A 14,200-nucleotide genomic window follows, 5' to 3' on the forward strand; every position below is an offset into this window, starting at 1 on the left:
AACGGCACCCAAATCCAAATATCAGGCCGTATCCACACAGCAATAGAAAAAGGGCGGTGCCATCTGGCACCGCCCTTCTCCTTGAACCATATGGTCCGGCTTTTGGGGCCGATGATTACATCATGCCGCCCATGCCGCCCATGCCGCCCATGTCCGGCATTGCCGGTGCACCAGCGCCTTTCGGCTCCGGCTTGTCAGCGACCATGGCTTCGGTGGTGATCAGCAGACCGGCAACAGAAGCCGCATCCTGCAGAGCCGTGCGAACAACTTTAACCGGATCGATCACACCAGCTTTCACCAGGTCTTCATAGACACCGGTCTGAGCGTTGAAGCCCTGGTTGAAATCGTCGATTTCAGACAGCTTGCCGGCAACAACCGCACCGTCAACACCAGCGTTCTCAGCAATCTGGCGAACCGGCGCCTGCAGCGCACGGCGAACGATGTCGATACCAACTTCCTGGTCAGCGTTAACCGCTTTGGACTTAACACCTTCCAGAGACTTAACAGCGTGCAGCAGAGCGGAACCACCACCAGCAACAATACCTTCTTCAACCGCAGCGCGGGTTGCGTTCATGGCATCGTCAACGCGGTCTTTGCGCTCTTTAACCTCAACTTCGGTCGCACCGCCAACGCGGATAACAGCAACACCGCCAGCCAGTTTAGCCAGACGTTCCTGCAGTTTTTCACGGTCATAATCGGAAGTGGAAGCTTCGATCTGGCCACGGATCTGACCGCAACGGTTCTGGATGTCGTCCGCGGAACCCGCACCATCAACGATGGTGGTTTCGTCTTTGGAGATCTCAACGCGCTTGGCGGTACCCAGCATGTCGAGGGAGATATTTTCCAGTTTGATACCCAGATCTTCGGAAACAACCTGGCCACCGGTCAGGATGGCGATGTCTTCCAGCATGGCTTTACGACGGTCGCCGAAGCCCGGAGCTTTGACAGCAGCAATTTTCAGGCCGCCGCGCAGTTTGTTCACAACCAGGGTAGCCAGTGCTTCGCCTTCGATGTCTTCAGCGATAATCAACAGCGGCTTGCCGGACTGCACAACAGCTTCCAGGATCGGGAGCATCGGCTGCAGGTTGGTGAGTTTTTTCTCGTGCAGCAGGATGAACGGATCTTCCAGAACCGCTTTCATTTTTTCGCCATCGGTGACGAAATACGGGCTCAGGTAGCCACGGTCGAACTGCATGCCTTCAACAACATCCAGCTCGGTTTCCAGGCTCTTGGCTTCCTCAACGGTGATAACACCTTCGTTGCCAACTTTTTCCATCGCCTGTGCCAGCATGCCACCAACTTCAGCGTCGCCGTTGGCGGAGATGGTGCCAACCTGGGCGATTTCCTCGGAGGAGGAGATTTTCTTCGCGCGGCTCTGCAGCTCGGCAACAACCGCTTCAACAGCAAGGTCAACGCCGCGCTTCAGATCCATCGGGTTCAGGCCGGCAGCAACAGCTTTCGCGCCTTCTTTAACGATGGACTGGGCCAGAACGGTCGCAGTGGTGGTGCCGTCACCGGCAATGTCGTTGGTTTTGGAAGCAACTTCCCGAACCATCTGAGCGCCCATGTTCTGGAACTTGTCTTCCAGTTCGATTTCCTTGGCAACGGAAACACCGTCTTTGGTGATGCGCGGAGCGCCGAAGGATTTGTCCAGAACAACGTTCCGGCCTTTCGGGCCCAAGGTCACTTTAACGGCGTTGGCCAGGATGTCGACGCCTTCCAGCATCTTCGTGCGGGCGTCGGTGGAGAATTTTACGTCTTTAGCAGCCATGCTAATAACCCCTTCTTAGGCAGTTTGAGTTGGCTTTTACTTCAGTGAAGCGATTTCTTAGGCTTCGATCACGCCCAGAATGTCGCTCTCTTTCATGATCAGCAGGTCTTCACCGTCAACTTTGACTTCGGTGCCGGACCATTTACCGAACAGAACGGTGTCGCCAGCTTTGACGTCGAGTGCGATAAACTCGCCGTTATCAGCGCGTGCACCGGGGCCAGCAGCGACGATTTCGCCCTGCATCGGCTTTTCTTTTGCGGTATCCGGCAGAATGATGCCACCAGCCGTTTTCTCATTCTCTTCAACGCGACGAACGAGAACGCGGTCGTGCAAAGGCCTGAATTTCATCAGAGAACCTCCTCAGTTTAGACAAAGGTCGTTTCATTTTTAGCACTCGCACCAGCCGGGTGCTAATGCGAGCCGAGTCCGATTTAAGACAGAAGCCCGTAATTTTCAAGGGGAGTCAGTGAAAATTGTTAGCACTCTGGATTGATGGCTGCTAATGCCTTGGAAAATATATAAATTTTCTCGCAAATCGTGATATTATGGTTTTGTAAACACGATCCGCCCCAGTCAATTGCCAGGCGAACAGTATCGATTTTACCGCGTTTTAACAACCATGGAGGTGCCATATGGACTATAAACAATCCAACCCGCTCGACCTGCAACTCAAGGGCTACCGGCTTGCCACCGCCGAAATCATCTATCATTTGCCCGACCATCCGAAACTGTTGCAGAGCTTTCTCTGGCAGTTTTACGACGTAATCCCTGACTTTCCCGAACTTCATAAATTTCTCGATTTCTGGCGGGACAATCTGGACGGTCCGCTTCATTCGGTCCGGGTATCTTCCCAGGAATTGATCACTCCGGGTGACTCACGCTTTGTGGATGTGCAATATACTCTTCATTAGGGATTATTGCGGGACAGCGCTAGCCTAAGTGACTACACTTGCCGAAATGACCTTGTCCCAAACCATTTGAAGCGGCCATGAAAAACGATCTTTTTGACCCGGCGACGGGTGCCTGTATCGGATTGAACCTGCGCCAGGCCTCCCGCCTGATCACCAGTTTCTATGACCGACATATGGAACCAAGTGGCCTGAAACTGACTCAGTTCGGCCTGTTGTTTTCCGTCGGCGACATGGAAAAACCAACCATCAATGAATTGGCCGACCGGTTGGAGCTGGATCGCACCACGCTGAGCCGCAATTTGAAGCCGCTCGAACGGGAAGGCTGGATCAAAGTCACCCCTGGTGAAGACAAACGGGTTCGGACCCTGACATTGACACCGGACGGCGCGGAAGTGCTGGCACGCGCCCGGCCCTGCTGGGAACAGGCGCAGCATGAGGCCGTCGAAATCTTCGGCCGCTATAACTGGCTAACCATGAAAGATCGGTTGGATAGCGCCAACCGGGAGATCAAGGAGATTCTGACGCCCTCCGGTGAGACCAGCGAAGCAGCCGAATAATCCACGACCGGAACAGGTTTGCTGAGCCAGTCCCCAAGCTAACCTCTAAGCCTTCGCCAGCACCAGTGAGGCATTCACCCCGCCAAAACCGAAGGCGTTGCAAATCACGGCCTCAAGATCCTGACGGCGACCCTGTTTGGCCATCAGATCCAGATCGGCAAATTCATCATCCGGCTGATCCAGGTTGGCGGTCGGCGGAATGAAGTTATTCATCAAGGCCAAGGTGGAGAAAATGGTTTCCACCGCACCGGCGGCCCCCAGCAGATGCCCGGTCATGGATTTGGTGCCGGAAATGCCGAGCCTTGTTGCCCAATTGCCGAACACTGTCTTGATCGCGCGCAGCTCCGCCGCATCACCAACGGAGGTGGAGGTGGAATGGGCATTCAAATGGCCCACCTGCTGCGGTGACATATCCGCCTGGGCAAGCGCATTGGCCATAGCGCGCACCGCCCCTTCGCCATCGGACGGCGGAGAAGTCATATGATGGGCGTCCGCCGTCTCACCATAGCCCGCCACACGGGCGAGGATTTTGGCACCGCGGGCTTCGGCCACTTCGCGCGCCTCCAGCACCATGATCCCGGCGCCTTCCCCCATGACGAACCCCGCCCGGTCCTTGTCAAACGGCCGGGATGATTCTTCCGCTGGGCGCTCTTCACCGGTATAAATCGCCTTGGCCGCCGCAAATCCGGACAGCGATATGGGATCGATGCAGGCCTCACTGCCACCGGCCACCATGGTGTCGGCCTCACCAGTCGCAATCAGGCGCGCCGCGCCGCCAATGGCCTGGGCCCCCGCGGCACAGGCAGTAACGGGCGTATGAAGCGGGCCTTTCAATCCATGACGGATGGATACCTGCCCGGCCGCGAGATTGGCCAGGAAAGATGGGATCAGAAACGGTGACATACGCCAGTTGCCTTTTTTGACACGCTCGCGCTCGGCTTCCATGATCGCCGGGAACCCGCCGATGCCCGAGGCAATCGCGGTCCCGGCTTTCAAGCCGGCCATATCATTCTTCACATCCAAGCCTGCCTGGGCGACCGCCTGCTCGGCGGCCACCATGGCAAACTGGATGAAGCGGTCCATCTTGCGCAGATCCTTTGGCAGGACAATCTCTTCAGGGCGGAAATTCTCATCACGGACCAAGCCGGCCACTTTCACCAGGATCTCTTCCGCCCAATCCTCGGTGATTTTTTTCACTCCGGAAACCCCGTTGGAAAGCTTATCCCAATTGGCTTCCAAGCCAACACCCAAAGGCGTCACCAGCCCCATACCCGTCACAACAACTTCACGCATGTCTCACTCTCCGACATTCATGTGCATATGCACTCAATAATATATGTGTATGTGCATACATCTAATTTTTCAAGGGCATTTATCAGATGCGACCCATCCGGCGGAAGCTAACAGGCAAGTGTAACGGTAGCGTTACGGGGATATTTCAATTCAGCAGACAAACCGTATATTCGGTCTAGGGATGGGGACCCAAAAGCTGATCGAGGGAAATCACCCCGAACCATAGCATCACCGGAACCGGTGCCGTGGCCAGGATGATGGTCAACAGGAAGCCGGGCCAGGAACATCGGCGGCTAACCCCACAGGCCAGCGCAATCCCGCCACCGCCGCCCAGAACCGAATTGCCCGGCATATTCAGCAACAGCGCCACAGCCAGATAGCGGTAACGGATCAGCAACGGCGCCAGGCGGCCAAATAACTGTTTCTGCCCGGCCTCATAGGCAGCAAGCGAAGAAGGCACCGGCGTCAACCGGCCGACCATGAAGGCAAGCACCAAGCCAAAGAGGGTCGAAAAATAGACCAGCACCAGCCCCTGCCAGTCAAACAGCATAATGATGGCCAGCCCCAGTTCCAGCCCGGGTACAAAGGGAATGGCGATCAGCAAGGCATAGAGTAACGACACCAGTAAGAGACTGCCCCACCCCTTGTCCAAATTCATCATGGCCAGGATCTGTTCGGCATTCATCTTTTCCACAAAAGCCAGATAATGCCCGACCACCACCAATATAATCCAGACCGCAGCAATCAAGGCGGAACGCGGGGTTAGGCGCGGCTTGCGGACTACCAGCATCACCAAGAACACACCCGCCAGCAACAAGCCGATTTCAATCAACAGGGCAACCCCCACCGAATAGGCATCGGACAAGTCCTGATGATGCGCCCTAAGCCGGGCATGGCCAAGCACCAGAAAAGCCGCCCAGGCCGCACAAACCCAGAACAGTCCCACCCCGTCATTCGGCCGTTGCCCATCTGAATGCAATTGATCATCTCCCCACAGATGGATCAGAGTAAACGCCAAGGGTGCATTCGGTCATCATCCGGAAGCATGAAGCATCATCAAATTAACGCGAGCCCCCCCGGCTTTCGGAGATCCATCTTTAGATTCACTAAATGTAAGGGTTTACATAGCATGCTTAAGCCAAACCAATTCGACAATTGGCGGCATCCGCATGACCAGCACCATGACAGACATACCGGGTCTGACCGGCCGGGATCTCCGTTCGGAGACAATTGCATTTGCACATTTCTGGCTGCGGCTGCCCAAAGAAGGCCTGATGCCGGACCGACAGAGTTTCCGCCCGGAGGATGAGACCCGTCTGCTGCCGCGGATCATGCTGATGGAGTTGCAGGCCCCTGATCTGATCTGCATGCGCCTGATCGGCACCAAACTGGTGCAGATGCATGGCTGCGACCGCACGGGCCAAAATTATCTGGATTTTGTCGAAGCCGAACGCCGTCCCGAAGCCGCAAAAGCCCTATGGCGCATGTGGGATCAGCCCTGTGGCATGCAGGTGATGCTGGTCCAGAAAAGCAACAAGGGCGTTGAAACGCTGTCAGAAACCATCGGCTTTCCCATGACCGACCGCCAGCATGGCCGCAAACTGCTGATCTGCCACAGCACACCGATGGAGTGGCGCGACCTGCCGGCTTTCTGGGAACAAGATCCGGCACGCCTCTATAACGTCAGTGACCGGCATTATATCGATATCGGCGCCGGGATCCCCGATTAAACCGGCGTATGTACGGCAAGGGCCGCGGTAATGCCGCGGCCCCTCCGCATTCTTTTCTACATTGAATGCGCCAATCAGGCCGCTTCCGCCTTGATCTGCTGGCCATTGATGGCCAGACGCCCTTCTTCAACGGAGACACGGACCGTACTGCCATCATTCACCTGACCATCCAGAATCTGGGTCGCCAGGGGGTTTTGCAGCTGCTTCTGGATCACCCGTTTCAACGGACGGGCCCCATAGACCGGATCATAGCCGTGATCCGCGATCCAGATCAGGGCCTGTTCATCCACATCCAGGCTGATCTTCCGGTCTTCCAGCAGGCCTTTAAGATGGCCCAATTGAATATCCACGATCCCGGCCATATTATCCCGGGTCAAGCGGCGGAACAGCAGGATCTCATCCAGCCGGTTCAGGAATTCAGGGCGGAAGGCTGCCCGCACCACATCCATCACCTGCGGCCGGACCGCCTCCACATCCTCGCCATCGGCCTGATTGGCCAGGAATTCCGCGCCAAGGTTCGATGTCATGATGATCAGCACATTGCGGAAATCAATGGTCCGGCCCTGGCCATCGGTCAGACGGCCGTCATCCAAGACTTGAAGCAGCACGTTAAAGACATCCGGATGGGCTTTTTCCACCTCATCGAACAGCACCACCTGATAAGGCCTGCGCCGGACCGCTTCGGTCAGCGCGCCCCCCTCATCATAACCGACATAGCCGGGAGGCGCGCCGATCAGACGGGAAACGGAATGTTTCTCCATATATTCCGACATATCAATCCGGACCATGGCCTGTTCATCATCAAACAGGAACTCGGCCAGCGCCTTGGTCAACTCGGTCTTGCCGACGCCAGTAGGGCCAAGGAACATGAAAGAGCCGATCGGGCGGTGCGGATCCTGCAATCCGGCACGCGCACGGCGCACCGCGTTGGAAACCGCCACAATCGCCTCTTCCTGGCCGATCACGCGCGCCCCCAGTCCGGCCTCCATCTGAAGCAGTTTCTCCCGTTCGCCTTCCAGCATCTTATCCACCGGAATGCCGGTCCAGCGGGAAACCACCGCGGCGACATCATCATCGCGTACTTCTTCTCGGATCATGGCACCAGCTTCGGATTCTTCCGCTTCCGTCAGTTTTTTCTCCAGATCCGGAATGATGCCATAGGCCAACTCACCGGCACGCTCGAACTGACCGTCACGCTGGGCACGCTCCAGCTCGATCCGTGCCGAATCCAGCTTTTCTTTCAGATCCTGGGCGGAATGCAGACTGTCCTTTTCCGACTGCCAGGCCGTGGTCAGTTTGTTGGATTTGGCTTCCAGATCGCTCAGCTCTTCCTCAAGTTTTTCAAGCCGATCCTTGGAACCGCGATCGGTCTCTTTTTTCAAGGCTTCGCGCTCGATCTTCAGCTGAATGATCCGGCGATCCAGCTGTTCGATTTCTTCCGGTTTGGAATCCACCTCCATGCGCAAACGGCTTGCTGCCTCATCCACCAGGTCAATCGCCTTATCGGGCAGGAACCGGTCAGTGATATAGCGGTTAGAGAGGGTCGCGGCAGAGACAATGGCGCTGTCGGTGATCCGGATACCGTGATGCAGCTCGTATTTTTCCTTCAGGCCGCGCAGGATCGAGATCGTATCCTCCACCGTCGGTTCGGCGACGAATACCGTCTGGAACCGCCGGGCCAGCGCCGCATCCTTTTCAATATGCTTGCGATATTCATCCAAGGTTGTCGCGCCGACGCAATGCAGCTCACCCCGCGCCAGGGCGGGTTTCAGCATATTGGAGGCATCCATCGAGCCTTCCGCCGCACCGGCCCCGACCAGGGTATGCAATTCATCTATGAAGCAGATGATCTGACCTTCGGCGGCGGCGATCTCTTCCAGGACCGCCTTCAGCCGTTCTTCGAATTCACCACGGAATTTCGACCCGGCGACCATGGCCCCCAGATCCAGGCTCATCAGCTTCTTATCAACCAGGTTTTCCGGTACATCACCATTGACGATGCGCAAAGCCAACCCTTCGATGATCGCGGTCTTGCCGACCCCCGGCTCCCCGATCAGGACCGGGTTATTCTTGGTCCGGCGCGAGAGCACCTGGATGGTGCGCCGTATTTCCTCATCCCGGCCGACCACCGGATCCAGCTTGCCGCTCCGGGCCGCCTCGGTCAGATCCCGGGCATATTTGTTGAGCGCGTCATATTTATCCTCCGCCCCGGCGCTGTCTGCCGTGCGGCCCTTGCGCAACTCATTGATCGCGGCATTCAGCCCCTGCGGCGCAACACCGGCATCCTTCAGGATCCGGCCAGACGCAATGTCTGGCAGCATGGCCAGCGCCAGCAACAGACGTTCCGCCGTGACAAAACTGTCTCCGGCCTTTTCCGCCAGCTGTTCCGCCTGGTCAAACAGCTTCGCCATGCCGGGATCCAGGTGCAACTGACCGGCTCCGGCACCCTGCACCTTGGGCAGTTTGCCCAATTCCCGCTCGGTTGCTTCCAAAACCCGTTTCGGGTCCCCGCCCGCGCGCTGGATCAGGCCGGCGGCCAGGCCTTCCTGGTCGTCCAGCAGGGTTTTCAGCAGATGTTCAGTGGTAAAACGCTGGTGATCCGAGCGCATGGCCAGCCCCTGGGCGGACTGGATGAAGCCACGGCTGCGGTCCGTGTATTTTTCAAAATTCATGTTTTAATCCTCTTTAAGCCCCCCGTTAAGCGGCGGGACAGCTAGAGACAATCCATGTTACCGCAAATTCCGGACCCTCCATAGGCATCCGGGCATTCGGCAACCCGACATATAAAAGATTTGGGTATTATCCCGCATTTTACAAGCTTTTCGGACTGCGAAATTCTGTCGCAATTAGAGCCACTTGCCTGAAAATATCCACCCCCCCTTTAAATCCCCCGATGAATATGGTTGAAAGAGGCGCTTTGACATCTCCAGCCATGAACAAGGGTAAGTTCCGTGCAAACCGCATCCGACCATCTGCGCGCCCATTTCCATGCATTTGAAGAGTATATCCGCGAAGGCATGCTGCCGTTATGGCGCGGGTACGGTTGGCGAGATGGCATTGGCTGCCATGAACGGCTGGATAGTGACAGCCTGGCACCGGTTCAGGATTTTCATCGGCTGATGAACCTCTCACGCCAGCTGTTTGTCTTCAGTTGTGCCTTTAAAATGTGGCGCAACCCGGTTGATGCACATCACGCCAAATGCCTTTACGAAACACTGACATCAAAATTCTGGGATGAAACCCACGGTGGCTGGTTTTTCAGCATCCATGCCGATGGCAGTCCCAAGGACAGGCGCAAGGATCTATATGGCCATGCCTTCCTGTTATTTGGCCTGGCCCATTTCAACCGGGTTTTTGAAGTCGAAGAAGCCATCGAATTGGCCCGGAAGACCGACGACTTATTGCAAGAGAAATTGAAACTGGACAGCGGCTGGTTCGCCTTTGAAGCCAGTGAGGACTGGCAGATCCAGGATCGCGCGCTTCGACAAAACCCGCACATGCACTTGTTGGAGGCTTATCTGGCCCTGGAGGCATCTGACCATGATCCGCGATGGCGCTTACGCATCCTTACCATGGCCCAATTGACCGTCAGCCAACTGATGGATGCGCAAACCGGCCTCATCCGCGAATATTTTGATGAAAATGGTGCGCCCTGTCCGGAAAGAGGCGACTTGGTAGAACCCGGCCACCAGTTTGAATGGAGCTGGCTGATCGGTGAGATCGCCCGGCTTGCCGGCCCTTCAGGCGGCCTGGAGGAAAAGCGGCAGGCTGTTTTTGAATGGACAGAACGCACCGGCATGGATCCACAGACCGGGGGTATCTATAACCAGTTGAACATAACCGGGGCAGTTCAAGACAAGGCCATGCGCCTATGGCCGGTCACAGAGTATTTGAAGGCCGTTTCAACCCTGCCGTCCTTGGCCCCCGTTCAGCGACAGGAACGTCTCGCCGACGGCCTGGCTTTCCTGATGGACCACTATCTGCAGCATGACGGCCGCTGGCACGAACATCTGGCCCAAGACCTCACCGTGACCAGCGACTTTATCCCGGCCAGCAGCATGTATCATCTGATGATGGCCTATCTGGTCCTCCGCGAAGCCCAATCCAAGGCCTGAGCCAGAGAATAAGGCCCCTCAGCGGTATTTGTCGTGAATGGCTTCGTAGCGGCCGTCGGCACGCATCAAGCGAAGCGCCTGATTGAATTCCTGCCGCAACTTATCCGAACCACGGAATTTGCGGGAAAAGCAGAGATAGAAGGGGGCCGTCTTAATCGGCTGGAAACGGAATGCCTTTTCAAGCCCCAATTGCTTGATGACAAAATCCGTTGTTTCCCGACCGAGATAGAGATAGTTGAAACGCGCCATCTGCAGCATCTTGACCGCACTTTGCGTATTCGGCGCGACCATAGGTGTGGCTCCGGCGGCCTCCAACTCGGCGAAACTCTCATACCCGCCGACCGAACCGACCAATACCTGGGAAACATCTTCAAGGGAGGTCGGCCTCTCGGCCTGAAAATCGGCACGCATATAAAAACCGCTGGTAAAATGACTGATCGGGTCGGAGAAATTGATGAATTCCTCGCGATCTTCTGTGTGCGCACAGGTCAGGATTGCCGCCACATCCCCCTTGCGGGCATAGGCCAACGCCCGCCGCCAGGGCAGGAACCGTACATCTGCGCGATATCCCATTTGGGCAAAGGCCTCTTTCAGAACCTCATAATCAAACCCTCTAAGTCCGTTGACCGGCTGGCTCATTTCATAAGGGGGATATTCTTCCGTGACGATCGGAATCACGCGCAAGGCATCGCCTTCGCCAAGGGCGGCAAAGGGGAAAAACCAAATCAGGAATAATGCAGGGAAAAGACGAAAACGCACAAAATACCTATCAAGCAAAAAGCCCCCCTGAAATCTGAGGCCATGTTACCGGCAACAAGTTAACAAATCATCTTCTCCTTGCAAAACGGATTAGAGCATATAGCGCTGAATGGCAGACTCACTGAATGTAAAACCGCAGCCGGGCCTGTCCGGTATATGAAGATAACCATCCTTCACCGGCATCTCCTCATTAAACAGCGGCGCATACCAGGGCATATGCTCAACCGAAATACAATTGCTGGCGCTGCCCGCTATAGAAAGGCTGTGTTCGGTGAAAATATGGGTTGAGATCGGCATATTATGGGCTTCGGCCAGGGCAGCAACCCGACGCATCTCGCTCAAACCGCCAATGCGTTGCAAATCCGGCATCAGAATATCACAGGCCTTCGTCTCAATCATCGCCTTCATGCCATGTTTTGTATATTCGGTTTCTCCGCTGGCGATATTCATATCCAGACGTGTCCGCACTTCCGCGTGGCCTTCCAGATCATATGCGGGCACCGGCTCCTCAAACCAATAGAGATCCAGCTCTTCCAGCATCCGCCCAAGTCTTACAGCCTGCTTGGGGGCAAAGGATTGATTGGCATCCACCATCAGCTGGACCTCAGGCCCGACCACATCGCGCACCGCTTTTACCCGGTCGAAATCCTCTCGCGCATCCGGCTTGCCAACGCGTACCTTCATGGATCGGAAGCCCTGGTCAAGGAAACTTTGCGCCTCCGCCTGCAATTCATCGATTGTTTGATGCAGCCACAGCCCACCACTGGCATAGGTCCAGATCCGGTCACGCACCGCACCGAACAGATGATGCAACGGTTTTTCCGCCGCCTTTCCAACCAGATCCCAGCAGGCCGTATCGATGGCGGTCAGCGCTGATATGGTCACCCCCTTATGACCCGTTGGATTGATCTCCGACCAGATCGCCTGCCAGATCGCCTCCACATAATGGGGGTCCCGGCCTTCAACCTGATGGGCAAAGCCCTTGATCATCTCGTCAAAGGCCTTGAGACGTACCGCATTAATCGTGAAGATGTAGCTTTCCCCCACCAACCCTACATCGGTTTCCAAGCGCAGCAGCACACATCCCACCGACCGGATATCATGGATGGCGGTTTTCAACGGCTTGTCCAGCGGGACATCCACAGGAATGGTCTTCAGCCTGGTGATCTTCATGCGCTTTCCTCCACGATGCCGGCAATGTTTTTCAGACCTGCCAGGGCCGTTTCCTGCAGGTCCGCGTCAATAGGATCCGATTGATAAACCAGATAAGTGGGGCGCTCGAATTCCGGCGCATTGGCAACCCGGTGCAGGCGGCCCTGGGCAATCAATGGGGCCACCGTTTCCTCCAGGAAATAACCGGACCCGCCATGTTTCAGGATATGTTCCAACCCCACCGCGCCAAGCCCCACCGATAATTTTGGTGCCGGTGTTTCCGGAAAGGCCAGACTATGCTGTGCCCGGAAGGTATCCCCCCAGTCGACAAACACATAGCCAGTCACCCGGCCGCTTTCCACCACTCGGGGCGAAGTTGAAATCAGGATCAGTTTTTCAGTGAGATAGGGCTCAATGGTCAACTCTGCCCGTTGCTGAGGGTCATAGAGGATCGCCAGATCCAGCAAGCCATCACGTAATCGGTGCATCAGGGGTTCCGAGTATTCCGACAGGATTTGGGTGGCGATATCGGGTGCATGGGCCTGCATCCAGCCCAGCCAGGGCGCAGCGATCCGATCCCAGTGATTGAGCTGCACCCCCAGATTGACAATCGCCTTCAGATCCTCCGGCAGGGCAATTTCCTGGCGGGCCCGTTCCCAGGCGCGTACGGCAGTAAGGGCGTGACGGTGGAAATGATGGCCACCCGCGGTCAGTTCCGCCCCATTGCGCTTGCGCACGAAGAGGGGGCGGTTCAACCGATCTTCCAGCGCCTTGATCCGTGCACTGATCGTGGACTGGGTCACATGCAGCTTGTCCGCTGCCAACTGGAAACTGCCGGTGGCAGTCACTTCCAGGAAGGCACGCATATGTTCGATATTCATAGCACTTAGCCCCACCACGCCTCAGTAAAATTGAAAAATTCGATATTACGGTTAAATTATATTCGTTTGCTTTGTCAAAGGAAAATCAGGAATCCTCCAGTCATTCGGTTTTCATTCGGAGGCAGACATGAGCGACAATCTGGCCCTTGAGCAACGCCAATCAGGCATTCCGGGCAGCCGCCCGGCCCTTTCCCAGATCATTGATCTGGAACGCTATCCCATTCACCAGCCCGATCACCCCGAGACAAAGGCTTTGATCCGTCGCTGCCGGGAGGAATTGGACGATGTGGGCTGTGCTGTCATCTCCAATTTCGTCACGACAGCCTCACTTGCCCGCATGCAGGCCGAAGCCGAGCGGTTGATGCCGCAGACCTTCTGGAGCCAGGATGACCATACCCCCTACATGACCAAGGACGATCCATCCCTGCCTGCCGATCACCCCCGGCGCTTTTTCCAGAAACGCACCAGCGGCTTCATCAATTCCGATTTCCTGGAAGAAAGCTCGGATCTGCGCACCATTTATGACTGGCAGGGCATGACCGATTTCATCAGTGCCTGCGTTGGTGTCGCACCCCTCTATTGCTGGGCCGACCCCTTGGGCCGCAACCCTTATTCCATCATGAATGAAGGCGGCTATTTCCCCTGGCATTTTGACGGCAATGAATTCACCGTCTCGATCCTGGTCCAGGAAGCCGAGGCTGGCGGCATTTTTGAATATTGCCCGGATATCCGCAGCCCGGAGGCCGAAAATTTTGATCATGTTAAGTCCGTTTTGAACGGCGGGCGTGACGGGGTGCGGGAACTGCCCCTGAAACCGGGCGACCTGCAGCTGTTCAAGGGGCGCTTCTCCATGCACCGGGTCACCAAAGTTCAAGGCCCACGCCAGCGGATCATCGCCCTGCCGACCTATGTGAAAGATCCCGACAGCGTCAACCGCCCGGAACGGGCCAAGCAGTTTTATGGCCGGGCCCTGCCGATCCATTTTGAGCGCGAGGCGATCCGCCCCGACCGGCTGGCAGATTAGAAAGGGA

General features: G+C 56.3%; 13 protein-coding genes. 5 read left to right on the forward strand and 8 right to left on the reverse strand.

The annotated features are described in order from the left end of the window. Positions 1-115: 115 nt before the first annotated feature. Together groL and groES are read right to left on the reverse strand one after the other, a co-directional pair. Positions 116-1,771, reverse strand: coding sequence for a chaperonin GroEL (groL, locus tag DFP90_RS15855; protein ID WP_115937496.1), 1,656 nt, complete (start codon positions 1,769-1,771; stop codon positions 116-118). 57 nt (positions 1,772-1,828) lie between these two features. After that, entirely contained in the window at positions 1,829-2,119 is a 291-nt protein-coding gene (gene groES / locus DFP90_RS15860) for a co-chaperone GroES (protein WP_115937497.1), read from the reverse strand. A 284-nt stretch (positions 2,120-2,403) separates the two neighbouring features. On the opposite strand from groES, the gene DFP90_RS15865 reads away from it, so the two are divergent. Together DFP90_RS15865 and DFP90_RS15870 are read left to right on the forward strand one after the other, a co-directional pair. Then, positions 2,404-2,682, forward strand: coding sequence for an usg protein (locus tag DFP90_RS15865; RefSeq protein WP_115937498.1), 279 nt, complete (start codon positions 2,404-2,406; stop codon positions 2,680-2,682). Positions 2,683-2,759: 77 nt separating this feature from the next. Next, positions 2,760-3,239: a MarR family winged helix-turn-helix transcriptional regulator gene (locus DFP90_RS15870; protein ID WP_115937499.1), complete on the forward strand. Its 480-nt coding sequence runs from the start codon at positions 2,760-2,762 to the stop codon at positions 3,237-3,239. Between the two features lie 45 nt (positions 3,240-3,284). Here DFP90_RS15870 and fabF read toward each other — a convergent pair whose 3' ends face one another. Continuing rightward, positions 3,285-4,532, reverse strand: coding sequence for a beta-ketoacyl-ACP synthase II (fabF, locus tag DFP90_RS15875; protein ID WP_115937500.1), 1,248 nt, complete (start codon positions 4,530-4,532; stop codon positions 3,285-3,287). 175 nt (positions 4,533-4,707) lie between these two features. After that, entirely contained in the window at positions 4,708-5,511 is an 804-nt protein-coding gene (locus DFP90_RS15880; RefSeq protein WP_147301033.1) for a hypothetical protein, read from the reverse strand. A gap of 190 nt (positions 5,512-5,701) precedes the next feature. Between DFP90_RS15880 and DFP90_RS15885 the strand changes: the two genes are divergently transcribed. Continuing rightward, positions 5,702-6,262, forward strand: a complete 561-nt coding sequence (locus DFP90_RS15885; RefSeq protein ID WP_115937502.1) for a PAS domain-containing protein — start codon at positions 5,702-5,704, stop codon at positions 6,260-6,262. Positions 6,263-6,336: 74 nt separating this feature from the next. Here DFP90_RS15885 and clpB read toward each other — a convergent pair whose 3' ends face one another. Further along, the gene (clpB, locus tag DFP90_RS15890; protein WP_115937503.1) at positions 6,337-8,934 is read right to left on the reverse strand and encodes an ATP-dependent chaperone ClpB; all 2,598 of its coding nucleotides are present in this window, start codon (positions 8,932-8,934) and stop codon (positions 6,337-6,339) included. Between the two features lie 279 nt (positions 8,935-9,213). Here clpB and DFP90_RS15895 point away from each other — a divergent pair, with 279 nt between their 5' ends. Continuing rightward, on the forward strand, positions 9,214-10,377 hold the full coding sequence (locus DFP90_RS15895; RefSeq protein WP_115937504.1) for an AGE family epimerase/isomerase: 1,164 nt from the start codon (positions 9,214-9,216) through the stop codon (positions 10,375-10,377). Positions 10,378-10,395: 18 nt separating this feature from the next. On the opposite strand, the gene DFP90_RS15900 is transcribed toward DFP90_RS15895, so the two are convergent. The 3 genes from DFP90_RS15900 to DFP90_RS15910 form a co-directional block, all read right to left on the reverse strand. Next, the gene (locus DFP90_RS15900) at positions 10,396-11,154 is read right to left on the reverse strand and encodes a substrate-binding periplasmic protein (RefSeq protein WP_115937505.1); all 759 of its coding nucleotides are present in this window, start codon (positions 11,152-11,154) and stop codon (positions 10,396-10,398) included. A 72-nt stretch (positions 11,155-11,226) separates the two neighbouring features. After that, on the reverse strand, positions 11,227-12,309 hold the full coding sequence (locus DFP90_RS15905) for a mandelate racemase/muconate lactonizing enzyme family protein (protein ID WP_115937506.1): 1,083 nt from the start codon (positions 12,307-12,309) through the stop codon (positions 11,227-11,229). Then, positions 12,306-13,169 (reverse strand): LysR family transcriptional regulator, encoded by an 864-nt coding sequence (locus DFP90_RS15910; protein WP_115937507.1) that lies wholly within the window; start codon positions 13,167-13,169, stop codon positions 12,306-12,308. The genes DFP90_RS15905 and DFP90_RS15910 overlap by 4 nt, the downstream gene beginning before the upstream one ends. Positions 13,170-13,296: 127 nt before the next feature. Between DFP90_RS15910 and DFP90_RS15915 the strand changes: the two genes are divergently transcribed. Continuing rightward, positions 13,297-14,193: a HalD/BesD family halogenase gene (locus DFP90_RS15915; RefSeq protein WP_115937508.1), complete on the forward strand. Its 897-nt coding sequence runs from the start codon at positions 13,297-13,299 to the stop codon at positions 14,191-14,193. Positions 14,194-14,200: the final 7 nt, after the last annotated feature.

The sequence above is a fragment of the Aestuariispira insulae genome, from assembly GCF_003385955.1.
Lineage (GTDB): Bacteria > Pseudomonadota > Alphaproteobacteria > UBA8366 > Aestuariispiraceae > Aestuariispira > Aestuariispira insulae.

What these genes read in the sequence shown, in the direction of transcription:
- DFP90_RS15905 (WP_115937506.1), bottom strand. Translation starts at nt 12,309, where the DNA reads ATGAAGATCACCAGGCTGAAGACCATTCCTGTGGATGTCCCGCTGGAC.
- clpB (WP_115937503.1), bottom strand. Translation starts at nt 8,934, where the DNA reads ATGAATTTTGAAAAATACACGGACCGCAGCCGTGGCTTCATCCAGTCC.
- DFP90_RS15865 (WP_115937498.1), top strand. Translation starts at nt 2,404, where the DNA reads ATGGACTATAAACAATCCAACCCGCTCGACCTGCAACTCAAGGGCTAC.
- DFP90_RS15910 (WP_115937507.1), bottom strand. Translation starts at nt 13,169, where the DNA reads ATGAATATCGAACATATGCGTGCCTTCCTGGAAGTGACTGCCACCGGC.
- groL (WP_115937496.1), bottom strand. Translation starts at nt 1,771, where the DNA reads ATGGCTGCTAAAGACGTAAAATTCTCCACCGACGCCCGCACGAAGATG.
- DFP90_RS15885 (WP_115937502.1), top strand. Translation starts at nt 5,702, where the DNA reads ATGACCAGCACCATGACAGACATACCGGGTCTGACCGGCCGGGATCTC.
- fabF (WP_115937500.1), bottom strand. Translation starts at nt 4,532, where the DNA reads ATGCGTGAAGTTGTTGTGACGGGTATGGGGCTGGTGACGCCTTTGGGT.
- DFP90_RS15870 (WP_115937499.1), top strand. Translation starts at nt 2,760, where the DNA reads ATGAAAAACGATCTTTTTGACCCGGCGACGGGTGCCTGTATCGGATTG.
- groES (WP_115937497.1), bottom strand. Translation starts at nt 2,119, where the DNA reads ATGAAATTCAGGCCTTTGCACGACCGCGTTCTCGTTCGTCGCGTTGAA.
- DFP90_RS15915 (WP_115937508.1), top strand. Translation starts at nt 13,297, where the DNA reads ATGAGCGACAATCTGGCCCTTGAGCAACGCCAATCAGGCATTCCGGGC.